Annotated in this window: 25 protein-coding genes and 1 tRNA gene; 24 read left to right on the forward strand and 2 right to left on the reverse strand. The window is 54.4% G+C overall.

The features are described from left to right. Position 1 precedes the first annotated feature (1 nt). The 7 genes from ACOTXI_RS12680 to dinB all read left to right on the forward strand — a co-directional run bounded on the left by ACOTXI_RS12680 (position 2) and on the right by dinB (position 5,862). Entirely contained in the window at positions 2–1,237 is a 1,236-nt protein-coding gene (locus tag ACOTXI_RS12680; RefSeq protein ID WP_058654076.1) for an NADH:ubiquinone reductase (Na(+)-transporting) subunit B, read from the forward strand. Then, positions 1,230–2,024, forward strand: coding sequence for a Na(+)-translocating NADH-quinone reductase subunit C (locus ACOTXI_RS12685; protein WP_023293210.1), 795 nt, complete (start codon positions 1,230–1,232; stop codon positions 2,022–2,024). Before ACOTXI_RS12680 ends, ACOTXI_RS12685 begins: the two co-directional genes overlap by 8 nt. Next, entirely contained in the window at positions 2,017–2,655 is a 639-nt protein-coding gene (locus ACOTXI_RS12690; protein WP_008500256.1) for an NADH:ubiquinone reductase (Na(+)-transporting) subunit D, read from the forward strand. The genes ACOTXI_RS12685 and ACOTXI_RS12690 overlap by 8 nt, the downstream gene beginning before the upstream one ends. Before the next feature lie 6 nt (positions 2,656–2,661). Further along, complete coding sequence (gene nqrE, locus ACOTXI_RS12695; protein WP_008500255.1) at positions 2,662–3,258, forward strand: NADH:ubiquinone reductase (Na(+)-transporting) subunit E; 597 nt, start codon at positions 2,662–2,664, stop codon at positions 3,256–3,258. A 10-nt stretch (positions 3,259–3,268) separates the two neighbouring features. After that, a complete protein-coding gene (nqrF, locus tag ACOTXI_RS12700; protein WP_008500254.1) occupies positions 3,269–4,492 on the forward strand; it encodes an NADH:ubiquinone reductase (Na(+)-transporting) subunit F in 1,224 nt (407 codons plus the stop codon). Beyond that, positions 4,492–4,695, forward strand: a complete 204-nt coding sequence (gene nqrM, locus ACOTXI_RS12705) for a (Na+)-NQR maturation NqrM (protein ID WP_023615899.1) — start codon at positions 4,492–4,494, stop codon at positions 4,693–4,695. The genes nqrF and nqrM overlap by 1 nt, the downstream gene beginning before the upstream one ends. Before the next feature lie 108 nt (positions 4,696–4,803). Then, on the forward strand, positions 4,804–5,862 hold the full coding sequence (gene dinB, locus ACOTXI_RS12710; protein ID WP_045416794.1) for a DNA polymerase IV: 1,059 nt from the start codon (positions 4,804–4,806) through the stop codon (positions 5,860–5,862). 74 nt (positions 5,863–5,936) lie between these two features. Here the strand turns inward: dinB and pepD are convergent, their stop codons facing one another. After that, positions 5,937–7,394, reverse strand: coding sequence for a cytosol nonspecific dipeptidase (gene pepD, locus ACOTXI_RS12715; RefSeq protein ID WP_058654075.1), 1,458 nt, complete (start codon positions 7,392–7,394; stop codon positions 5,937–5,939). Between the two features lie 260 nt (positions 7,395–7,654). Between pepD and gpt the strand changes: the two genes are divergently transcribed. From gpt to crl, 3 genes are all read left to right on the forward strand, one after another. Beyond that, positions 7,655–8,113: a xanthine phosphoribosyltransferase gene (gpt, locus tag ACOTXI_RS12720; protein WP_003863205.1), complete on the forward strand. Its 459-nt coding sequence runs from the start codon at positions 7,655–7,657 to the stop codon at positions 8,111–8,113. Between the two features lie 106 nt (positions 8,114–8,219). Continuing rightward, entirely contained in the window at positions 8,220–9,464 is a 1,245-nt protein-coding gene (gene frsA, locus ACOTXI_RS12725; protein WP_021242882.1) for an esterase FrsA, read from the forward strand. A 57-nt stretch (positions 9,465–9,521) separates the two neighbouring features. Then, the gene (gene crl, locus ACOTXI_RS12730; RefSeq protein WP_008500249.1) at positions 9,522–9,923 is read left to right on the forward strand and encodes a sigma factor-binding protein Crl; all 402 of its coding nucleotides are present in this window, start codon (positions 9,522–9,524) and stop codon (positions 9,921–9,923) included. Between the two features lie 136 nt (positions 9,924–10,059). Here crl and phoE read toward each other — a convergent pair whose 3' ends face one another. Continuing rightward, positions 10,060–11,112, reverse strand: coding sequence for a phosphoporin PhoE (gene phoE, locus ACOTXI_RS12735; RefSeq protein ID WP_058654074.1), 1,053 nt, complete (start codon positions 11,110–11,112; stop codon positions 10,060–10,062). A gap of 304 nt (positions 11,113–11,416) precedes the next feature. Here phoE and proB point away from each other — a divergent pair, with 304 nt between their 5' ends. The 14 genes from proB (at position 11,417) to ACOTXI_RS12805 (ending at position 23,488) form a co-directional block, all read left to right on the forward strand. Continuing rightward, positions 11,417–12,520, forward strand: a complete 1,104-nt coding sequence (gene proB / locus ACOTXI_RS12740; protein ID WP_021242883.1) for a glutamate 5-kinase — start codon at positions 11,417–11,419, stop codon at positions 12,518–12,520. Between the two features lie 11 nt (positions 12,521–12,531). Continuing rightward, positions 12,532–13,785, forward strand: coding sequence for a glutamate-5-semialdehyde dehydrogenase (proA, locus tag ACOTXI_RS12745; protein WP_058654073.1), 1,254 nt, complete (start codon positions 12,532–12,534; stop codon positions 13,783–13,785). A gap of 111 nt (positions 13,786–13,896) precedes the next feature. After that, positions 13,897–13,972 (forward strand) — tRNA-Thr (locus ACOTXI_RS12750). Positions 13,973–14,137: 165 nt separating this feature from the next. Further along, positions 14,138–15,364 (forward strand): tyrosine-type recombinase/integrase, encoded by a 1,227-nt coding sequence (locus tag ACOTXI_RS12755; protein ID WP_103786850.1) that lies wholly within the window; start codon positions 14,138–14,140, stop codon positions 15,362–15,364. Positions 15,365–15,496: 132 nt separating this feature from the next. Continuing rightward, entirely contained in the window at positions 15,497–16,279 is a 783-nt protein-coding gene (locus tag ACOTXI_RS12760; RefSeq protein WP_255411143.1) for a hypothetical protein, read from the forward strand. A gap of 216 nt (positions 16,280–16,495) precedes the next feature. After that, positions 16,496–16,693, forward strand: a complete 198-nt coding sequence (locus ACOTXI_RS12765) for a helix-turn-helix transcriptional regulator (protein WP_103786849.1) — start codon at positions 16,496–16,498, stop codon at positions 16,691–16,693. Beyond that, entirely contained in the window at positions 16,693–17,127 is a 435-nt protein-coding gene (locus ACOTXI_RS12770) for a hypothetical protein (protein WP_033146207.1), read from the forward strand. The genes ACOTXI_RS12765 and ACOTXI_RS12770 overlap by 1 nt, the downstream gene beginning before the upstream one ends. A gap of 13 nt (positions 17,128–17,140) precedes the next feature. Further along, positions 17,141–17,983: an antA/AntB antirepressor family protein gene (locus tag ACOTXI_RS12775; RefSeq protein WP_103786848.1), complete on the forward strand. Its 843-nt coding sequence runs from the start codon at positions 17,141–17,143 to the stop codon at positions 17,981–17,983. Next, the gene (locus tag ACOTXI_RS12780) at positions 17,976–18,794 is read left to right on the forward strand and encodes a host cell division inhibitor Icd-like protein (protein WP_103786847.1); all 819 of its coding nucleotides are present in this window, start codon (positions 17,976–17,978) and stop codon (positions 18,792–18,794) included. The genes ACOTXI_RS12775 and ACOTXI_RS12780 overlap by 8 nt, the downstream gene beginning before the upstream one ends. Further along, a complete protein-coding gene (locus tag ACOTXI_RS12785; RefSeq protein ID WP_103786846.1) occupies positions 18,791–19,054 on the forward strand; it encodes a nicotinic acetylcholine receptor subunit beta in 264 nt (87 codons plus the stop codon). Before ACOTXI_RS12780 ends, ACOTXI_RS12785 begins: the two co-directional genes overlap by 4 nt. After that, the gene (locus tag ACOTXI_RS12790; protein WP_103786845.1) at positions 19,051–19,272 is read left to right on the forward strand and encodes a hypothetical protein; all 222 of its coding nucleotides are present in this window, start codon (positions 19,051–19,053) and stop codon (positions 19,270–19,272) included. The genes ACOTXI_RS12785 and ACOTXI_RS12790 overlap by 4 nt, the downstream gene beginning before the upstream one ends. Further along, the gene (locus tag ACOTXI_RS12795) at positions 19,269–19,895 is read left to right on the forward strand and encodes a hypothetical protein (protein ID WP_103786844.1); all 627 of its coding nucleotides are present in this window, start codon (positions 19,269–19,271) and stop codon (positions 19,893–19,895) included. Before ACOTXI_RS12790 ends, ACOTXI_RS12795 begins: the two co-directional genes overlap by 4 nt. 13 nt (positions 19,896–19,908) lie before the next feature. Next, positions 19,909–22,680 carry a TOPRIM and DUF927 domain-containing protein gene (locus ACOTXI_RS12800; RefSeq protein WP_103786843.1) on the forward strand — a complete coding sequence of 924 codons (2,772 nt, stop codon included), beginning with the start codon at positions 19,909–19,911 and terminating at the stop codon, positions 22,678–22,680. Positions 22,681–23,053: 373 nt separating this feature from the next. Beyond that, complete coding sequence (locus ACOTXI_RS12805; RefSeq protein ID WP_103786842.1) at positions 23,054–23,488, forward strand: single-stranded DNA-binding protein; 435 nt, start codon at positions 23,054–23,056, stop codon at positions 23,486–23,488. The last annotated feature ends 7 nt before the right edge of the window (positions 23,489–23,495 follow it).

The raw sequence follows: 23,495 nt of genomic DNA on the forward strand, positions 1-23,495 counted from the left end.
GATGGGCTTAAAACACCTCTTTGAAAAAATTGAGCCGCACTTTACCGAAGGGAAGCTCAAAAAGTACTACCCGCTGTATGAAGCCACGGCGACCATTTTCTACACGCCGGGGCTGGTGACGAAAGGAGCGGCGCACGTCCGTGACGCCATCGACCTTAAGCGGATGATGATCCTGGTGTGGTTTGCGGTCTTCCCGGCGATGTTCTGGGGGATGTACAACGTCGGTCTGCAGACCATTCCGGCGCTGCACCACATGTACGATGCGCAGCAGCTGGCGCAGGTGCTTCAGTCTGACTGGCACTACCGTCTGGCCCAGTCGTTAGGGGTGAGCTTTGCGCCAGACGCGGGCTGGGTGAGCATGATGACGCTGGGGGCGGTGTTCTTCCTGCCGATTTACATCACGGTCTTTATCGTGGGCGGCTTCTGGGAAGTGCTGTTTGCCATCATCCGTAAACATGAGATCAACGAAGGCTTCTTCGTGACCTCTATTCTGTTTGCCCTGATTGTTCCCCCGACGCTACCGCTCTGGCAGGCAGCGCTGGGCATCAGCTTTGGCGTGGTCATTGCTAAAGAGATCTTCGGCGGCACCGGGCGGAACTTCCTTAACCCGGCGCTGGCGGGGCGTGCGTTCCTCTTCTTTGCCTATCCGGCGCAAATCTCCGGCGACCTGGTCTGGACGGCGGCTGACGGTTTTTCCGGCGCGACGCCGCTTTCACAGTGGGCGGCACACGGCGGCGAAACGCTGGTGAACAACGCGACGGGTCAGCCTGTGACCTGGTTTGATGCCTTTATTGGCAACATTCCGGGTTCCATTGGTGAAGTTTCAACGCTGATGATTTTGATTGGTGGGGCGCTCATCCTGTTTGGGCGCGTGGCCTCCTGGCGAATTGTGGCGGGCGTGATGATCGGCATGGTGCTGACCGCCACGATGTTCAACGTTATCGGTTCGACCACCAACCCAATGTTCTCCATGCCCTGGTACTGGCATCTGGTACTGGGTGGCTTCGCGTTTGGCATGATGTTCATGGCAACCGACCCCGTCTCAGCCTCGTTTACGGACAAAGGTAAATGGAGCTATGGCGTGCTCATTGGCGCGATGTGTGTCCTGATCCGCGTGGTCAACCCGGCGTACCCGGAAGGAATGATGCTGGCCATTCTGTTTGCCAACCTGTTTGCGCCACTCTTCGATTACCTGGTGGTGCGGGCCAACATTAAGCGGAGGAAGGCGCGTGGCTGAAGTTAAAAATAACGACAGTATCAGCAAAACGCTGCTGGTGGTGCTGGTGCTCTGTCTGGTCTGTTCGATTGTCGTGGCCGGCTCTGCCGTGGGGTTAAAACCCCTGCAGCAGGCGCAACGTGCGCTGGATAAACAGCGCAACATACTGGCCGTGGCCGGGTTGATGCAGGAAGGGATGAGTGCAGACGACGTCTCGGCGGTATTTGCGGAGCGTATTTCACCGCGTCTGGTGGATTTGAAAACCGGCCAGCTGTTGGATAAAGATCCGGCGAAGTATAACCAGGCGCTGGCGCTGAAAGATCCGCAGATGAGCCTGACGCTCGAGGCATCGCAAGATCCCGCCGGGATTAAGCGCCGCAGCAATCTCGCCGAAATTTATCTGGTGCGTGACCCCCAAAAACGCATTCAGGAAGTGGTGCTTCCTGTCTACGGCAACGGCCTGTGGTCAATGATGTATGCCTTTGTGGCGCTTGATACGGATGGCCGTACCGTAAAAGGCATTACGTATTACGACCAGGGCGAAACGCCGGGGCTGGGTGGCGAAGTCGAAAACCCGAACTGGCGGGCACAGTTTATCGGTAAGAAAGTGCTCGACGATAACGGTCTGCCTGCGCTGAAGGTGATGAAAGGGGCGGCACGTCCCGGTGACGACTACGCTGTCGACGGGCTGTCCGGCGCCACGCTCACCTCCAAAGGCGTGCAGCACAGTTTTGATTTCTGGATGGGCGAGCTGGGTTTTGGTCCTTTCCTGAAAAACGTACGTGAAGGAGCGCTGAACAATGGCTGATACCGGTGAACTGAAAGAAGTCAAAAAGGTGCTCATTGGCCCACTGCTGGCCAATAACCCGATCACACTGCAGGTGCTGGGCGTCTGTTCAGCCCTGGCGGTGACGACCAAGCTGGAAACGGCGGTGGTGATGACGCTGGCGGTCACGCTGGTCACGGCATTTTCGAGCATGTTTATCTCGATGATCCGCCACCACATTCCCAACAGCGTGAGGATCATCGTGCAGATGGCGATCATCGCCTCGCTGGTGATCGTGGTCGATCAGCTGCTGCGCGCCTTCGCCTATGAAACCTCCAAACAGCTCTCGGTGTTTGTCGGGCTGATCATCACCAACTGTATTGTGATGGGGCGTGCGGAAGCCTACGCCATGAAAATGCCGCCGCTGGCGAGTTTTATGGACGGTATCGGTAACGGCCTCGGCTACGGTGTGATCCTGCTGACCGTTGGCTTCCTGCGTGAGCTCATTGGCAGCGGTAAGCTGTTTGGCATCACGGTGCTGGACACGGTGCAAAACGGTGGATGGTATCTGCCAAACGGCCTGTTCCTGCTGGCTCCCAGCGCATTTTTCATTATCGGTTTGTTGATCTGGCTGATTCGTACCTTGAGACCAGAACAGCAGGAAAAGGAGTAACCGACGATGGCTCATTACCTGAGTTTGTTTGTGCGCGCGGTGTTTGTTGAAAACATGGCGCTCGCGTTTTTCCTCGGCATGTGTACGTTCCTTGCGGTGTCCAAAAAAGTGTCGACGGCATTTGGGCTGGGTATCGCGGTCACCGTGGTGCTTGGCTTATCTGTACCGATTAACAATCTGGTCTACAACTTTGTGCTGCGGGACGGCGCGCTGGTGGAAGGGGTTGACCTCAGCTTCCTGAACTTCATCACCTTTATTGGCGTGATTGCCGCGCTGGTGCAAATCCTGGAGATGATCCTCGATAAGTACTTCCCGTCGCTGTACAACGCGCTGGGGATCTTCCTGCCGCTGATCGCGGTGAACTGCGCCATCTTCGGCGGCGTCTCGTTTATGGTTCAGCGTGATTACAACTTCAGTGAATCCGTGGTGTACGGTTTCGGCTCCGGCATCGGCTGGATGCTGGCGATTGTCACCATGGCGGGGATCCGCGAAAAAATGAAATATGCCAACGTGCCTGCAGGCCTGCGTGGCTTAGGGATCACCTTTATTACCACCGGGTTGATGGCACTGGGCTTTATGTCCTTCTCCGGCGTGCAGCTATAAGGGCTTACAGATGGAAATTATTCTTGGCGTGGTGATGTTCACGCTGATTGTACTGGTGCTGTCAGGGCTCATTCTGGCGGCGCGGGCGAAGCTGGTGAATTCCGGCGACGTGGTGATTGATATTAACGACGATCCGCAGAATCAGATCCGCACGCCTGCGGGAGATAAACTGCTCAACACGCTGTCCGGTAACGGAATTTTTGTCTCCTCGGCCTGCGGCGGCGGCGGCTCCTGCGGACAGTGCCGCGTGACGGTAAAAGAGGGTGGCGGCGATATTCTGCCCACCGAGCTGTCGCATATCACAAAGCGTGAGGCAAAAGAGGGCTGCCGTCTGGCCTGTCAGGTCGCAGTGCGTCAGAACATGAAGATTGAACTGCCGGAAGAGATTTTCGGCGTCAAAAAATGGGAATGTGAAGTTATCTCTAATGATAACAAAGCTACCTTTATCAAAGAGCTGAAGCTGCGGGTGCCGGAAGGGGAAGATGTCCCGTTCCGCGCCGGAGGATACATTCAGATTGAGTGCCCTGAGCATACCGTGGCGTATGCGGACTTTGACGTTCCGCAGGCGTACCGCGCCGACTGGGACAAATTCAATCTCTTCCGCTTTGTATCTGAGGTGAAAGAGCCGACGCTGCGCGCCTACTCGATGGCCAACTACCCGGAAGAGAAGGGTATTATTATGCTCAACGTGCGTATCGCCACGCCGCCACCGAATGTGCCGGATGCGCCGCCGGGCGTGATGTCATCATACATCTGGTCCCTGAAGCCGGGCGATAAGGTGACCATCTCCGGCCCGTTCGGTGAGTTCTTCGCGAAAGATACCGACGCGGAAATGGTCTTTATCGGCGGCGGTGCCGGCATGGCCCCGATGCGCTCGCACATCTTTGACCAGCTCAAGCGGCTCGGCAGCAAGCGTAAAATCAGCTTCTGGTACGGGGCGCGTTCGCTGCGTGAGATGTTCTACGATGATGAGTTTGAACAGCTGGCGCGTGAAAACCCGAACTTTACCTTCCACGTGGCGCTCTCCGATCCGCAGCCGGAAGATAACTGGACGGGCTATACGGGGTTCATCCACAACGTGCTTTATGAAAACTACCTTAAACAGCACCCGGCTCCCGAGGACTGCGAGTTCTATATGTGTGGTCCGCCGATGATGAACGCCGCCGTGATTAAGATGCTGAAAGATCTCGGCGTCGAAGATGAGAACATCATGCTCGATGACTTTGGAGGCTGATGATGCTGACGTTTCTGGCAACCTTTGTGGTTTTTGTACTTGTCATCTTTGGCATGTCTTTAGGCTGGATCGTTAAGCGGAAAAGCATTCAGGGCAGCTGCGGCGGTATTTCCTCCATTGGCATGGAGAAGGTCTGCGACTGCCCGGAACCGTGCGACGCCCGCAAAAAACGCATGGCGCGCGAGCAGCAGCGCATTATTTAAGTTTTTGTAGGCCGGGTAAGGCAAAGCCGCCACCCGGCATTCTTACATCTGCTTCTCAATCCTCATTTGTTTACTGTATACTTATCCAGTGATGAGTGAGGGCTTATTATGCGCAAAATAATCCATGTTGATATGGACTGCTTTTTTGCCGCAGTGGAGATGCGAGACAACCCAGCGCTGCGGGATATTCCCATCGCCATTGGCGGCAGCCGCGTTCAGCGTGGCGTTATCAGCACCGCCAACTACCCTGCGCGCAAATTTGGCGTGCGTAGCGCCATGCCGACGGCGATGGCCTTAAAGCTTTGCCCTCATCTCACGCTTCTGCCCGGGCGGTTCGACGCCTATAAAGAGGCTTCCCTTCATATTCGGGAAATCTTCTCCCGCTATACCTCTTTGATAGAACCGCTGTCGCTGGACGAAGCCTATCTCGATGTAACCGACAGCGTGCACTGCCACGGCTCCGCCACGCTGATGGCGCAGGAGATCCGCCAGACGATTTTCAACGAGCTGAATCTGACGGCATCGGCGGGGGTCGCGCCCGTTAAATTCCTTGCCAAAATCGCCTCGGATTTAAATAAGCCCAACGGCCAGTACGTCATTACGCCGGAAGAGGTGCCTGCATTTTTAAAAACGCTGCCGCTCGGCAAAATCCCCGGCGTCGGGAAAGTCTCCGCCGCAAAGCTGGAAACCATGGGGTTACGCACCTGCGAAGACGTGCAGCGAAGCGACCTCGCCATGCTGCTCAAGCGCTTCGGGAAGTTTGGCCGCGTGCTGTGGGAGCGCAGCCAGGGGATTGACGATCGCGATGTTAACAGCGAACGGCTGCGCAAATCCGTCGGCGTCGAGCGAACCCTCATTGAAGATATTCATGACTGGTCCGAATGCGAAACCATTATCACGGAACAGCTTTATCCTGAGCTGGAACGACGCTTAAGCAAGGTAAAACCGGACCTGCTGATTGCCCGTCAGGGCATCAAGCTCAAATTCAACGATTTTCAGCAGACCACGCAGGAACACGTCTGGCCGCGTCTGAATAAAGACGATCTTATCGCGACGGCAAAAAAGGCATGGGAAGAGCGCCGGGGCGGGCGAGGGGTGAGGCTGGTGGGATTACACGTCACGCTGCTGGATCCGCAGTTAGAGCGACAGCTGGTATTGGGATTGTAAAAAAGCCCGGTGCGCTACGCTTACCGGGCCTACGTTTTTACCCTCTCCCTGTGGGAGAGGGCGGGGTGAGGCTGTTACTTCGCAGGGATCGCTTTCAGCAGCTCAGTCAGCAGCGTCCAGTAGTGACCGACGCTTTCGATATGAACCTGCTCATCCGGCGAGTGCGGGCCGGTAATGGTTGGCCCGATGGACACCATATCCATATCCGGATACGGTTTCTTGAACAGGCCACATTCCAGACCGGCGTGGATCACCTGAATGTTCGGCGTGCTGTTGAACAGACGCTGATAGGTTTCACGCACCAGCGTCATCACCGGAGAACTTGCATCCGGCTGCCAGCCCGGGTAGCTGCCTTTTGCAGACGTTTTCGCGCCCGCCAGCGTACCCAGAGATTCCAGCATGCTCACCACATACTCTTTACCGCTGTCGATAAGGGAGCGGATCAGGCAGATGATCTCCGCGCTGTCGTCGCTCATGGTCACCACGCCCACGTTCAGTGAGGTTTCCACTACGCCTTTCGCCACGTCAGAGTTGCGGATTACGCCGTTTGGCGTCGCGTTCAGCAGCTGAACGAAGGTGTCACGAGACTGCACGGTCAGCGCGGCTTTATCCGTGGAGACGGATTCCAGCACGACGGTCAGGTTTTTCTCTTTCGCGGACAGTTCGTTTTTCAGGATATCCAGGTACACGGTGGAGAGTTTTTTCAGCTCGTCGGCTTTTGCCGCTGGTACCGCTACGGTGGCGAAGGCTTCGCGCGGGATCGCGTTGCGCAGGGTACCGCCGTTGAAGTCTACCAGACGCAGATCCAGCTCGGCCGCATGGCCTGCCAGGAAGCGTGCCAGCAGCTTGTTGGCGTTACCCAGACCCAGATGAATATCACCGCCGGAGTGGCCGCCTTTCAGCCCTTTCAGCGTCAGCTTGAAGGTCTGGAAACCGTCAGGAATCGCTTCGCGTGACAGCGGCAGGGTAGAGATGAAATCAATCCCGCCCGCGCAGCCCATGTAGATCTCGCCTTCTTCTTCGGAGTCGGTGTTGATCAGGATATCCGCCTGCAGCCAGTTCGCCTGCAGACCGAACGCCCCGTCCATGCCCGCTTCTTCGGTCATGGTCAGCAGCACTTCCAGTGGACCGTGCTCAACGCTGTCGTCAGCCAGCACGGCCAGCGCAGAGGCCATACCGATGCCGTTATCCGCACCCAGGGTGGTGCCGCGCGCTTTCACCCAGTCGCCGTCGATGTACGGCTGAATCGGGTCTTTGGTGAAGTCGTGAACGGTGTCGTTGTTCTTCTGTGGCACCATGTCCAGGTGCGCCTGCAGCACAACCGGTTTACGGTTTTCCATACCTGCGGTGGCGGGTTTGCGGATCAGAATGTTGCCAACCTGGTCACGTTCCGCATGCAGACCTTTTTCCTTCGCCCAACCCATAATATGTTCGGCAAGCTGTTCTTCATGGTAGGAAGGGTGTGGAATGGAGCAGATTTTGGCAAAAATATCCCACAGCGGCTGCGGAGATAGTTGAGACAGTTCAGACACGATAAGTCTCCTTGTCGAGGCGCTGCAAACAGGGTTGCAGGTCACAGGGTTAGCAGGTTAATAGTTACCACAAGTCAGGCTTGCGAGATGAAACTGAGAATACCACTTTCTCTGCTGGCTGGTAGCATAAAGCATGTAAAAACTCAGGCAGAGGGCGCTAAACACTGGTTTTTAGTGCGTCAGATCTCTATAATCTCGCGCAACCTATTTCCCCCTCGAACACTTTTTAAGCCGTATAAAAACAGGCTGGGACACTTCACATGAGCGAAAAATACGTCGTCACCTGGGACATGTTGCAGATTCACGCACGCAAACTGGCTGCGCGTCTGATGCCTTCCGAACAGTGGAAAGGCATTATTGCCGTCAGCCGTGGCGGTCTGGTACCGGGGGCGCTGCTGGCACGTGAGCTGGGTATTCGTCATGTCGATACCGTTTGCATCTCCAGCTATGACCATGACAACCAGCGCGAGCTGAAAGTGCTGAAACGCGCGGAAGGCGACGGTGAAGGCTTCATCGTTATTGATGACCTGGTGGATACCGGCGGTACCGCGGTGGCTATCCGTGAAATGTATCCGAAAGCACATTTCGTCACTATCTTCGCGAAGCCTGCTGGCCGCCCGCTGGTTGACGATTACGTGATTGATATTCCGCAGGATACCTGGATTGAACAACCATGGGATATGGGCGTGGTCTTCGTACCGCCAATCTCGGGTCGTTAATCACGTTCCGCAATTAATTTAACGCCCGGTGATGCCGGGCGTTGTTTTTTTTAGTCTGACGCGCGTTACAATAGTCTCTATACGACGTATTCATGGAGGCAATGCAATGACGCAGGCGAATCTCACCGAGACTCTCTTCAAACCCCGTTTCAAACACCCTGAAACGTCGACGCTGGTGCGTCGCTTCAATCCGGGTACTCAGCCTGCCGTCCAGTCTGCGTTAGACGGTAAAAACGTGCCTCACTGGTATCGCATGATTAACCGCCTGATGTGGGTCTGGCGCGGTATCGACCCCCGTGAAATCCTTGATGTGCAGGCACGTATCGTGATGAGTGAAGCCGAGCGTACCGACAGCGAACTCTATGATACGGTGGTGGGCTACCGTGGCGGAAACTGGATCTACGAGTGGTCTAAACAGGCGATGCTCTGGCAGCAAAAAGCCAGCCAGGAAGAGGATGCCACGCGCAGCGGCAAACATTGGCTGCATGCGGCCAACCTCTATGCCATTGCCGCCTACCCGCATTTAAAAGGCGATGAGCTGGCCGAACAGGCGCAGGCGCTGGCGAATCGCGCCTACGAAGAGGCGGCTCAACGCCTGCCGGGCCAGATGCGCGAGCTTGAGTTCGCTGTTCCGGGCGGGGCGCCCGTTACCGGGTTCCTGCATATGCCCGAAGGTGAAGGCCCGTTCCCGACCGTGCTGATGTGCGGCGGGCTGGACTCTCTGCAAATTGACTATTACAGCCTGTATGAGCGCTACTTCGCACCAAAAGGGATCGCGATGCTGACGCTGGATATGCCCTCAATTGGCTTCTCCTCCAAATGGAAACTGACTCAGGATTCCAGCCTGCTGCACCAGCATGCGCTAAAAGCGCTGGAAAACATTCCGTGGGTTGACCACACCCGCGTGGCGGCATTTGGCTTCCGCTTTGGCGCAAACGTCGCGGTGCGTCTGGCTTACCTTGAATCCTCCCGCCTGAAAGCAGTCGCCTGCCTTGGACCGGTCGTTCACGCCCTGCTCAGCGATCCCGCACGCCAGGGGAGCGTGCCCGAAATGTACCTTGATGTGCTGGCCAGCCGTCTTGGCATGCATGATGCATCAGACGAAGCGCTGCGCGTTGAGCTCAATCGCTACTCGTTAAAAACGCAAGGGTTGCTGGGACGTCGCTGCCCGACGCCGATGCTGTCGGGGTTCTGGAAAAACGATCCGTTCAGTCCGGAAGAAGAGTCGCGCTTAATCACGTCGTCATCTGCGGATGGCAAATTGCTTGAGGTGCCGTTCAGCCCGGTCTATCAGAATTTTGATAAAGCTCTGAAGGAGATTACGCGCTGGATCGCTCAGAGATTGTGTTAATAGATTGCTAAATTTCGCTGGTTTGGTAAAACAGTGGCTTCACAAAAGGAGATCGCAATGACGTTACCGAGTGGACACCCGAAAAGTAGATTGATTAAGAAGTTCATGGCTCTTGGCCCGTATATTCGAGAAGAGCAGTGTGAAGAGAATCGCTTTTTTTTCGACTGCCTGGCTGTATGCGTCAACGTGAAGCCTGCACCCGAAAAACGTGAATTCTGGGGCTGGTGGATGGAAATGGAAGCAGAGGAAAAACGCTTTACGTATAGCTACCAGTTTGGCCTGTTTAATAAAGACGGTAACTGGCAGGCCACCACCATTAAAGATCAGGAAGTGATCGATCGCTTGGAATATACCCTGAAAGAGTTTCACGACAAAGCGAGCGCACTGCTGGCCACCCTGGACCTTAAGTTCGAGCCAGCGGATGATTTTTCCAGCGAAGCGGTGAAGCTGACCGCCTGATAGCGTCACAGCGCCGGGTGGCGGCTTCGCCTTACCTGGCCTACAAAATGCACTATCCCGTAGGCCCGGTAAGCGCAGCGCCACCGGGCAAAAAAAATCCCGGCTTATCTGCCGGGATTTTCTTATTCGGATAATCTTAGAACTGGTAGGTCATACCCAGGGCAACGATATCATCGCTGCTCACGCCCAGTTTATTATCGTCGTCAATCTGGTTAATTTTATAATCAACAAACGCGGACATATTTTTGTTGAAGTAATAGGTCGCGCCAACGTCAATATATTTCACCAGATCTTCGTCACCAATACCTTCGATATCTTTGCCTTTAGACTGGACATAACCCAGGGACGGACGCAGACCGAAGTCGAACTGATATTGTGCGACGACTTCAAAGTTCTGTGCCTTATTGGCAAATCCGCCAGAAATTGGCGTCATATTACGGGTTTCTGAATACATCGCTGCCAGATAAATATCGTTCGCGTCATATTTCAGACCAGTAGCCCAGGCTTCGGCTTTCTGCCCCTGACCACGCGCCAGCAGGTTCTGCGCGTTGGTGCGGTCAGAGTTAGTGTAAGCACCGCTGACGGCAAAATCGCTGCCGCCGAAGTCATAGCTCAGAGAGGTACCAAAACCGTCACCGTTCTGCTTCTTGGCGTCACGGTTTTCGTTTTTACCCTGGTACTGCAGGGTCATGTCCAGGCCGTCAACCACGCCGAAGAAGTCGGTGTTGCGGTAGGTGGCAAGACCGGTCGCACGCTTGGTCATGAAGTTATCGGTCTGCGCGGAAGAGTCGCCGCCGAACTCAGGGAACATGTCGGTCCATGCTTCGACGTCATACAGCGCACCCAGGTTACGACCGTAATCCAGAGAGCCAAAGTTTTTCAGCTTCAGGCCCGCGAACGCCAGACGGGTTTTCTGAGAGGAGTCGCTCTCGGCTTTGTTACCCGCAAATTCAGATTCCCAACGACCATAGCCCGTCAGCTGATCGTTAATCTGGGTTTCGCCTTTAAAACCGAAACGAACGTAAGTCTGATCGCCATCTTTGGTGGCATCATCGCTGATGTAGTGCATGGCTTTCACTTTGCCGTACACGTCCAGCTTATTACCATCTTTATTATAAACTTCAGCTGCGTGAACGGATGCAGAAGCCACTACGCCCATAACCATTAATGCCAGAGTGCTCTTTTTCATTTTCGATCCTGTCTTATAAACGCGCTAAAAAATTCGCTGGACGATAAGCTCATGCTTAAGTCCCGTGAAAAAACAGGAAGGGTTTTATCGTTCTGGAATGAAACTTTTATGACAAACTAAGAATAATTTTAAAAAACTGTGATTTATTATTTCGGTAATAAAAGTGTCAAATTCTCCCGCTACGCTTCCTGATCCCGCGCAACAAAGTGTTTCGCGATGTGCTAAGGCAGTTGGCAACGGGGCTGACTCCTGCTAAAACGTTCGTTCGACATTACTTTCCCTTATCGTTGAACGGCAGAGAATCATGAGTGACAGCCAGACGCTGGTGGTAAAACTCGGTACCAGTGTTTTAACAGGCGGATCGCGCCGCCTAAATCGCGCCCACATTGTTGAGCTTGTACGTCAGTGCGCTCAGTTACATGCCGCAGGGCATCGTATTGTAATTGTGACCTCCGGGGCGATTGCCGCCGGGCGTGAACACCTGGGTTACCCCGAACTCCCCGCGACGATCGCCTCTAAACAGCTGCTGGCCGCCGTGGGACAAAGCCGACTCATTCAACTCTGGGAACAGCTGTTCTCTATCTATGGCATCCACGTCGGACAGATGCTGCTGACGCGTGCGGATATGGAAGACAGAGAGCGCTTCCTGAACGCCCGCGATACCCTGCGCGCGCTGCTGGACAATAATATCGTTCCGGTCATTAATGAGAACGATGCCGTTGCTACCGCTGAAATCAAAGTGGGTGATAACGATAACCTCTCTGCGCTGGCCGCCATTCTGGCTGGCGCCGATAAATTACTGCTTCTGACCGATCAGCAGGGGTTGTTCACTGCCGATCCGCGCGCTAACCCGGAAGCCGAGCTGATTACCGACGTTCACGGCATCGACGATGCGCTGCGCGCCATCGCCGGTGACAGCGTGTCCGGCCTCGGAACGGGCGGCATGGGGACCAAGCTGCAGGCCGCCGACGTGGCGTGCCGCGCCGGTATCGACACCATCATTGCCGCGGGCAGCCGCCCTGGCGTGATTGGCGACGTGATGGAAGGCATCTCCGTTGGCACCCGCTTCCACGCCCAGGAATCTCCGCTGGAAAACCGTAAACGCTGGATATTTGGCGCGCCGCCTGCGGGCGAACTCGTCGTTGATGAAGGGGCGACCGCCGCGATTCTGGAACGGGGAAGTTCATTACTTCCTAAAGGAATTAAAAGCGTGACAGGCAACTTCTCCCGTGGTGAAGTGATCCGCATCCGTAACCTCGAAGGCCGCGACATCGCCCACGGCGTAAGCCGCTATAACAGCGATGCCCTGCGCCGCATCGCGGGTCACCATTCGCAGCAGATCGACGCCATTCTGGGCTATGAATATGGCCCGGTTGCCGTGCATCGCGATGACATGATTATTCGTTAAGGAGCCAGAACATGCTGGAACAAATGGGCGCCGCCGCGAAGGCCGCCTCTTACAAACTGGCGCTCCTTTCCAGCCGCGAGAAAAACCGCGTGCTGGAAAAAATCGCTGATTATCTGGAATCTCAGTCCCAGGAGATTTTGCTCGCCAACGAGCAGGATTTACTGGAAGCGCGTCGCAACGGTCTGAGCGAAGCGATGCTCGACCGCCTGGCATTGACCCCGGCCCGCCTGAAAGGCATCGCCGACGATGTTCGTCAGGTCTGCAATCTGGCCGATCCGGTAGGGCAGGTGATTGACGGTGGGCTGCTGGACAGCGGTTTGCGCCTGGAGCGCCGTCGCGTGCCGCTCGGCGTTATCGGCGTTATTTATGAAGCCCGTCCAAACGTGACGGTGGATGTCGCCTCCCTGTGCCTGAAAACCGGCAACGCCGCCATTCTGCGCGGTGGGAAAGAGACCTGGCGCACCAACGCCGCGACGGTGAAAGTCATTCAGCAGGCGCTGGAAGAGTGTGGCTTACCGGCGGGTGCCGTGCAGGCAATTGAGAGCCCGGACCGCGCGCTGGTCAACGAAATGCTGCGCATGGACAAATACATCGACATGCTGATCCCACGCGGCGGCGCGGGCCTGCACAAGCTGTGCCGCGAGCAGTCGACGATTCCGGTGATCACCGGCGGTATCGGCGTGTGTCATATCATGGTAGACGACAGCGCTGAGATTGCACCGGCGCTGAAGATTATCGTGAACGCGAAGACCCAGCGTCCAAGCACCTGTAACACCGTGGAAACGCTGCTGGTGCATCAGGACATTGCGAGCACCTTCCTGCCGGCCCTGAGCAAACAGATGGCAGAGAGCGGCGTGACGCTGCACGCTGACGCCAGTGCGCTCTCGCTGCTGCAGGATGGCCCGGCTAACGTCGTTCCCGTCAACGCGGAGCAGTACGACGACGAGTTCCTGTCACTGGATCTGAACGTGAAAATCGTGAGCGATCTTGACGACGCGATTGCGCACATCCGTGAGCATGGCACGCAGCATTCTGACGCCATCCTGACGCGTACGCTGCGCAATGCCGATCGCTTCGTGAACGAAGTGGATTCCTCTGCGGTGTATGTGAATGCCTCCACCCGCTTCACCGACGGCGGCCAGTTCGGCCTCGGCGCTGAGGTGGCGGTCAGCACGCAGAAACTGCACGCGCGCGGTCCGATGGGGCTGGAAGCGCTGACCACATACAAGTGGATCGGCTTCGGCGACGATACGATTCGTGCGTAAATAATCACGGGTGATGCAAAAATAGCCGTTTGATTCAAAAGGGCATTGACGCATCACCCGGATAGATCTAACCTTTTGCCCCGTGGTTACACTCGTAACCGGCCTCTCAGGGCCGATATAGCTCAGTTGGTAGAGCAGCGCATTCGTAATGCGAAGGTCGTAGGTTCGACTCCTATTATCGGCACCATTCAAACATCTTCTAACGTCTACTAAAGTTCACTCAAACCCCTTATACTCTGTATTGTGTCGCTCCTGATAGTATTTTTACGTCTACTGACATACCCCAAAATCTACATGCTTCTGGGGGTACATTCGGGGGTATGTGCTGTTAGGTCTTGTGGAGATACCCCCAATGAAGCTCAACGCCCGCCAGGTTGATACCGCTAAACCAAAAGATAAACCCTATAAACTTGCTGATGGTGGTGGGCTTTATCTTCTGGTTAACCCAAATGGTGCACGATACTGGCGGCTTAAGTATCGTGTAGCAGGCAAAGAAAAGCTGCTGGCTCTGGGGGTATATCCAGACGTTACCCTCGCAGATGCGCGGGCTAAACGTGATGAGGCAAAAAGGGGGATCGCCGGGGGCATCGACCCTAGCGAAGCAAAGCGGGAAGAAAAGATAGCCCGGGAGTTAAATGTCAGGAATACATTTCAGGAAATAGCCTGCGAATGGCATTCCAGCAAGCTCTATAAATGGTCTGAGGGGTACGCCTCGGACATTATGGAAGCATTCAATAAGGATGTTTTTCCGTACATTGGTAAAAAACCGATCTCGGAAATCAAACCGCTAGAATTGCTTAATGTGCTTCGCCGAATGGAGGGGAGAGGGGCAACGGAGAAGGCTAAGAAGGTTAGGCAGCGCTGCGGTGAAGTTTTTCGCTATGCCATTGTCACTGGCCGGGCTGAATACAATCCAGCGCCAGATCTCACCAGTGCTATGCAGGGGCATGAATCCAGCCACTATCCTTTCCTGAATGCGCCTGAGCTTCCCGCATTTTTTGAGGCGCTATCATGTTACTCAGGTAGTGAGCTGGTGGTATTGGCCGCGCGTTTGCTGATCATCACTGGTTTAAGAACAGGTGAACTCCGAGGAGCTACATGGCAGGAAATCGACGTTGATGCTGCTGTTTGGGAGATTCCGGCGGAACGAATGAAGATGCGCCGCCCACACATAGTGCCATTGTCATTACAGGCGCAAGCCATAATCATGCGTATCCGGGAAATGACAGGCCGCTATCCCTATATATTCCCTGGGCGTAATGATCCGCGTAAAACCATGAGTGAAGCCAGCATTAACCAGGTTTTTAAACGCATCGGGTATGCCGGGAGAGTAACAGGCCACGGTTTCCGCCACACCATGAGTACCATTCTCCACGAACAGGGCTATAACACCGCATGGATTGAAACGCAGCTCGCCCACGTCGATAAAAACTCTATTCGCGGTACTTACAACCATGCTCAGTATCTGGATGGTCGCCGGGAAATGCTTCAATGGTATGCCGACTATATGGATGCGCTGGAACACCATGAAAACGTGGTTCACGGGAGTTTTGGTAAATCCTCATTACTGGATGAATAGACAGTGATAGCTGATGTGGGTAGACTTCTGTAGACGAACAAAGAATAGGCTATGTCTAGGCTGATCTCCGAAAACCCGTACACCTCTGCGGGCTGGCATAGCCGCCAAAAACAGGGGGCGCGAGGTGGCGTAATGAGTATGTTTCAAACCATTAATAATGAAAAGTATGAACTGGTTCATTTTGAAGTTTTATTATTTGAGGTGTCAAAGCAGGAAAATATTAGCTTTGCCGAAGCATGCGCGGTAATTGCTAGAGAGGCTTCTTGGCATCTTGAAGGCATACCATTCAATGAGCCTTTTTATTTATATGACTATGATGTTATTAACGGGTTTAATAAGAATGATAGCTTTTCAAATCAATCGATTAATTTCTTAAGAGATATGGCTCTGGGGGCAGAATTTGCAGAGGAATCAAACCCTGATGTTAAGGGTGCATATACTCGAATTGATGGGGGGAATGGTTGGTATCGCGAGTTCTATTTTAAAGGGACGGAAATAACGATATCTTTCCTAGATACGGGAGTAAATCTCCCTCCGTGTTTAGAAAAATTTCGCTCGCGAGCTGAAAAGTTGTTAAAAGCTAAAAAAGATAGATTGGCAAAGGAAAGAGCAAAAGAAGGTCAAAAAGAGGTATCACGAGATGAGTTGGAAAAAGAGATTGAACGTCTACAAATTGAGGTGAAAAAACTATTGACCCAGTTACCTTGTCAATTAGGAGATTTTAGGGATGATGATCCCCTTTTGATTGCAATTCAGTTACGTAACTCTGAGTGGTCAAATTATGATGAGGATGATCGCAAATCTATACCCTCTCAGGAAGCATTGGTTGCCCAACTGAAACAGCAATATCAAAAAATGCCCGATGCCCAAGCCCGTGCAATAGAAAAAGTTGCCTGCCCTATAAAAAGGAAGTGATTCTTCACCCTCATAGTGAAAGCAAGCCTTTACTGCGGGTTTGCTCTCACCCTGAGAGTAAGAAGATACTTACCATGATAGTGATTTGAATTATAAATACCCTTACCCTGATAGTAGTTACCTCCTTCCTACCATAAGCCCTAATGTTAAGCTGAATTATGTTATTTCTATGCCATTATTTGTCTCGTAAACTCCAATAGACGTCACGAGGTAAATATGTCTCAGTCACTAATCAGATTCGCTGAAGTACAGAAACGCACAGGCTACAGTAAGGCGTGGTTATATCGTCTTATGAGTGAGCAGCGATTCCCCGCAGCAATTAAAATTGGTTCCCGCTCTATCGCTTTTATTGAAAGTGAAATTGACGAGTGGATTAATCAGCGCATCGCTGAGTCGCGTGGCGAGGTGGCGTAATGGAAAAGAAAAACCGCCCCGTACAGCAGGCGGCTAACTCAGATATTCGCACGTCTGATATTACGCCGACCACCAGCCCGGTACAAGTACCTAAGCGTACCCCAAAGAAACACCGCGCCCGCGTCTATATGCTGCGCACTGGCGTAGAGGGATGGACAGAAAATGACATCCTGCGCTACTGCCGTCTTTCATCCGGGCGTAATTATGCGTCTGAACTGGAGCGCCAGCTTGATATTCAACTAGAGCGTATCGACGAGAAAAACCCGGATGGTATCGGCGCACACCTGCGCTACCGCTTTTCCTGCCGTGGCGACGTTCTCAAGGTGATCCAACTTGTGAACCATAATGCTGCCATTAATGAACATCACGGGCTATCTCAGCAGGATATTGCCGACATTCTGAACCTCTACCCGGACGCATTTAACGCCGCATAACGGAGCCGAAAACATGACTATCGAAAAAAGCCGATTCAATTCGGAGGCCGCCCCACAATCCAGCGTTAACCAGGGCGAATATAGCACTAATGACTTTGCCGCTATTGTTCCCGTTATTTCCGGTCAAATTGGCGGGCGTGAGGCCAGTATTGTTAGTGCTAAGGCACTGCATAAAGCGCTTGGAGTAGGTAACGACTTTTCAACCTGGATAAAACTACGCATTGATGAATATGGCTTTAGCCTGAATGCTGATTACGTGGTTTTTGATTCCTCAGATTTCAGGAATCAAAGTTCAAATTTTGAACAGGGTAGCCCCGGATGGGTGACAAAGCGTGGCGGCGACCGTCGCAGTAAAGATTATGGCCTTTCTCTGGGAATGGCTAAAGAACTGGCAATGGTTGAGCGAAACGAACAAGGTCGCGCCGTTCGCCGTTACTTTATTCAGTGTGAAGAAGCCCTACAGCGCAGCGTGCCAGAGATTGCCGCTCAGTATCGCCGCCAGCTCAAAGCCCGTATCGGTGCCGCCAACCTGTTTAAACCGATGTGCGTAGCACTGGAAAGCGCCCGCGCAGAACAGGGTAAACAGACGCAGGCTCGCCACTACAGCAACGAGAGCAACATGATCGCCCGCATTGTTTTGGGTGGCATGACGGCGAAGCAGTGGGCGCAGGCGAATAGCATTACTGGCGAACCACGCGACAGCATGAACGCCGGGCAACTGGAACACCTCACCTACCTGGAGAGTACCAACATTACGCTGATTGATATGGGTATGGGATATGACCTGCGTAAAGCCGAGCTAATCCGCCTCTCTCAGCGCTGGTTAGCTAAACATCTGGGGGCTAATCATGCTTAATGCCGCCGTCCAGAATAAAGCCTTTCCCCTGGCTGGCCTGATGTGTACCTTGCGCGGGATCGCGCACACGCATGAGGGTAAAGCTGGCATAACAGTGCCAGCTAATGCCAGCTCCTCATTTTCTCGTCGTGGTGACGAGGAGAGTTTCGAGACCAGTACGCGCACGAAGATTTATTGGGGGTCACTACGCGAGGAAGATTTTTCCATCATCACTACACGAGGCGGGAAGATTTTTCTGACATCACCACGAGATGCGGGGAATTTATGCACCAGTACGCGCAAGCACGGAAGTGAGTTTCTGGAGTCCATAAAAAAGGGCTTGCCGACTATCGCCAACCCGGTTTATGGTTATAGCGCACCAGCAAAATCTGGTGCCGGGCGTGGAAACCCGTTGAACATAAAGGCGACACAGACGCCAATAGCGTCTTTTTTTGTGTCGTGCCATAGCGCACACCAATTCAGCGGCAATGCCCGCAATGTATCTATGGTGGCGTTGGCGGGGCTGCCGAAAGGCAGGCCGGTTTCCTTTGTGTCCGGTATTTCCACCCCCGTTAACGTCACCACCCCTTTAGAGCGTGGAAACTCAGGTGGTGACTCCTTATACACAAAGGAGGCTGCCATCATGGCTACTACCCCTACCCAAAATCCACAATTTATCTGGTTAATCGCAGCCGTTCGCCGCGATATGCCGACAATTACCGCCAAAATCCATCACATTGCTGCTGAAACTGAGCGCGAAGCCCGCCGCACTCTGGCGCAGGATCACGTCTGTTTCTTTGCAGGCCGTATCCGTCTGGAGGTGGCCGCATGAACATTAACGCTTTATACCGCCATCCGTCCGAGCTTGAAGCCGAAGCGATGTTATCCCGCGAGCAGGCTTACCCGGATGATTTTACGCTTGCAGACCGTACAGCAGAACGGATGACCCGCGCCCGCGATGGACTGGCTCACGTTATGACCGATTTAGTCACTCAACTCGACGATGAACAAGCCGCTATCGTGTATTGCTGGTTGAGTAAAGTCCTGACGATTATCGATATAGCCAGAATTGATGCGGAGGCCAGCGCATGAGCCAGTTACAACTGATTGATGCTGCCTGCCAGATTGAACAGGCACAGGCTGTTTTATCCATGTGGCTGGAGAGCACCACCAATAAAACAAATCCCGATTTACCGCGCCTGATTGGTTCCATTCTGACGCTGTTACACGGTGTACCCGAAGCAATGAGCGAGGCTGAAAGCAAGCTGGCTGACCATGTAATGCGTGAATATCGGGAGGGCAAAGCATGAGCAATATACTGACCATTAAACCGGGAAATCCCGACCTGTTCCACGCAGAAGCCACACCGCACGGCGTCAATATCATGACCCGCAATGATGCCGGGGGATTTGAGCAGGTTGCTCTTATCAGCTACGAGAGCGCGGTAAACCGCCTTGATGCCGGAGAGCACGACGATACGCCAAATATCGGATACGCCATCCATTTTGCCGTTGCTGATGGCGGGGCGCGTGGCTGGTTCGACTTTACCGCGCAGCATAACGTCACTATGTGGCGCTGGCTGATTGCGGCCTGTTTCGTTGCTGAAATGAAGCGCGAGAACGGCACAACCTCCGTTACTGAGTCTGACGGCACATCATCGCAGGTAGCGATTTACTCCAATGGCAAAGCGGCACTTCCGGTTTATCCGTTCGCGGAACGTCTTGCGATGGCGAGCAACATCGAGGGCGCAATGATTGAGCGATACGGCGTCGAACAGGGTACGGAAAAAGCCATTGTGTTTTATCAGGCCATGCTGGATACGGAGCGCGGCGAGCTGACCCCGTTCGGACGTGAAACGCTGGCAGAGCTACACGATCACTTCATTGCTGATCTGGATGAAAATGGCTGGCCTGAAATGCCGCTGGCGCACTGAGGGAGGAGCACGAATGCGTAATATCGACTTTATCCGCGAAGTGACCAGTGCCGCCGCTGGCAACTGGCCTTATGTGCTGGCTGGCCTGTCTATCGACGTGCCTGATTCATCACGCCGCCATGCCCCCTGCCCTGCATGTGGCGGTACGGATCGCTTCCGGTTCGATGATAACGGGCGCGGCAGCTTTATCTGCAACCAGTGCGGCGCGGGCGACGGGCTGGATTTAATCAAGCGGGTTAACAACTGCGACACCACGGAGGCGGCGAGGCTTGCCGCTGATGTGCTGGGTATTGATTACCGGGCAGCGGAAACCAACCCGACAGCAGCCAGCCAGAGGCGGGAGCAAATGGAGTCTGAGCGCCAGCAGCGCGAGCAGGAGCGCAAGAAACAGGCCGCAGAAAGCGCAGGGCAGCGCCGGGCTACGTTTGCCAGCCTGTATGCAGAAAAGCGCCAGAGCGTCACACAGGGCGAATCTGAATACCTGATTGCTAAGGGGCTGGACGGGTTCACTTTCCCGCTATTGCCTGATGGTTCAGTCCTGCTTGAGCTGGTGGATGAGTCCGGCGCAGTGGCAGCCGCACAGACCATCACCCCACAGGGAGAAAAGCGCCTTCTGACAGGTTCAGCAAAGCGCGGGGCATACCATGCCGTAAACGCGCCAGAATCGCCGCAGAGCGTTTTAATTGCCGAGGGGCTGGCTACCGCCCTGTCCGTTCACCAGATGCGGCCTGACGCGCTCACAGTGGCGGCAATTGACGCCGGGAACCTGATCCACGTTGCCGGAGTAATGCGCCGGAAACACCCGCAGTCGCAAATTATTATCGCCGCAGATAACGACCACCCTACAGCAGCCTCCGAAACCGGAGCCACCAACATCGGGAAGGAGGCCGCAGAGAAAGCGGCTTTATCCGTGGCTGGCTGGGTATCGCTGCCACCGACTGACAGCAAAGCTGACTGGAACGACTACCACCAGCAACACGGGCTGGAAGTCGCTACGGCTGCGTTTAATGATTCGATGTACCAGCCGCAGGGGGAATGCGTGAAACCACAACTACAGGCCATTGAGGGCGGTAAAACTGACCAGCCAGAGAAAGACCCGCTAAAACCCCGCATTGAGAGCCGCAAAGATGGCGTTTACTGGATCACGCCTAAAGTGGACAAGGAAAGCGGCGAGATTATCAACAATGAAAGCTGGCTGGCCTCACCGATGGACGTTATCGGCACCGGGCGGGACGACAAGGATCAGTATCTGATATTACGCTGGCTGGCCTTTGGCGCAGGCATACCGACAACAGCGGCTATCCCCCTGGCTGATATCGGGGAGCGCGAAGGCTGGCGCACCCTGAAAGCGGGCGGGGTTAACGTCACCACCAAAAGCAGCTTGCGGGCGATTCTGGCTGACTGGTTACAGCGTAGCGGCTCACGTGAATTGTGGCGTGTTGCTCACGCTACTGGCTGGCAGTGCGGGGCATACATCATGCCGGACGGGGAGATTATCGGCGCACCTGCACAACCCGTTTTATTCAGTGGCCGCAGTTCTGCCGCTGCCGGGTACACCGTGGCGGGAACCTCAGAGAGCTGGCGTAAGAGTGTTGCGCGTCTGGCATACGGTAACTACGCGATGATGACAGGCATTGCCGCCGCACTTGCAGCACCGTTAATCGGGCTGGCTGGCGCTGACGGATTCGGCATTCACTTCTATGAGCAATCGAGCGCGGGTAAAACCACCACAGCAAACGTTGCCAGCAGTCTGTACGGCAACCCGGACTTGCTACGCCTGACGTGGTACGGCACGGCGCTGGGGCTGGCGAACGAAGCCGCCGCACACAATGACGGGCTGATGCCACTGGATGAAGTCGGACAGGGCGCAGACCCGATAAGCGTTTCTCAGTCTGCCTATGCCCTGTTTAATGGCGTTGGGAAATTGCAGGGGGCGAAGGAAGGGGGAAACCGGGATTTAAAACGCTGGCGCACCGTGGCGATCAGTACCGGGGAAATGGACTTAGAAACCTTCATCGCCACCGCCGGACGCAAGACCAAAGCCGGGCAACTGGTGCGCCTGCTGAATATCCCGCTGAGTAAGGCGGTGCGCTTCCACGACCACCAGAACGGCAAACAGCACGCCGACGCGCTGAAAGACGCTTACCAGCACCATCACGGCGCTGCCGGGCGGGAGTGGATCGGGTGGCTGGCAGACCACCAGCAGCAGGCCATTGATACCGTTCGTGACTGTGAAACCCGCTGGCGCAGCCTTATTCCTGCTGACTATGGCGAGCAGGTACACCGCGTGGCCGCACGTTTTGCCATTCTGGAGGCGGCTTTATTGCTGGGTGAGGTTGTTACCGGATGGGACGATCAGACGTGCCGTGATGCGATACAGCACAGCTACAATGCCTGGCTGCGCGAGTTCGGCACGGGCAACAAAGAGCACCAGCAGATAATTGAGCAGACGGAGGCGTTTTTGAATGCTCATGGCCTGAGCCGCTACGCGCCGCTGGGTTATGACCCCCGTGATTTACCGATCCGCGATTTAGCCGGGTACAGGAAGAAGGGAAATCACGACAGCGACCCGATAATTTTCTACACCTTCCCGGCGACCTTCGAGCAGGAGATAGCGCGGGGATTCAATGCCAAACAGTTTGCCGAGGTACTTAAACGCGTCGGGATGCTCACCCCGCCGACCAGCGGCAGAGGTTATCAGGGGCGTGTGCGAGAGGATGGCAGGCAAATCCGCGTTTATGTGCTCAACTTCATGGCAGAGGAAACCACCCAGCCAGAGGAGTGATCTTTTTTCACATACGTAGTTTTAGTGTTGTCTCAGTTGTCTTTGTTGTCTCAGTTTGTAAATTTGATTGATTTATAAGGTTTTTATTTCATTTCCTGAGACAACAGCGAGACAACATTTAGCTGTTTTGAGACAACATAGTGAAAGTGTGATTTTTTGCCTGGCTGGCAGTGAGACAACATTTACCCTGCGTGAGACAACACAAAATCATCAATGTTGTCTCGGCAAAATCCAGACGTGACGCGGCCTGTAGCGCCGTGAGACAACAAAGACAACTGAGACAACACTATTTCTGCTTACTATGAAAAAAATCGGCAGGTGTCCCACGTTAAGAAATCGTCATTAGCAAAACTAATAATCCGGTGAGGTAACAATGACAGCACAAATTTCAGCATACGGGCGGCTGGTGGCAGATCCCCAGACCCGCACCACTACGAACGGTAGCAACATGGCTATGGCACGGCTGGCTGTATCGCTTCCCTGCAATGCGGCAGAGGCTGGAGAGTCAACCTTCTGGCTGGGTGTTATTGCCTTTGGTAAGCAGGCCGATGCGCTGGCGAAGCACCAGAAAGGCGACCTTGTTAGCGTGGCTGGCAATATGCAGGTGAACCAGTGGACAGGGCAGGACGGTGGCATACAGACCGGGTATCAGGTGATTGCAGACAGTGTGATCAGCGCCAGAACGGTACGTCCCGGCGGGAAGGCGGGACAGCAGGGACAGGCGACGGACGCGCTCAGACGTGCGCAGCAGCCATCCCGTGATGAATACGACCAGCGCCCACCATTCGACGATGAAGCGCCATTCTGAGGGAGAT

This window comes from Enterobacter cloacae complex sp. BZL2005, from assembly GCF_049238885.1.
GTDB classification, from domain to species: Bacteria; Pseudomonadota; Gammaproteobacteria; order Enterobacterales; family Enterobacteriaceae; genus Enterobacter; species Enterobacter roggenkampii.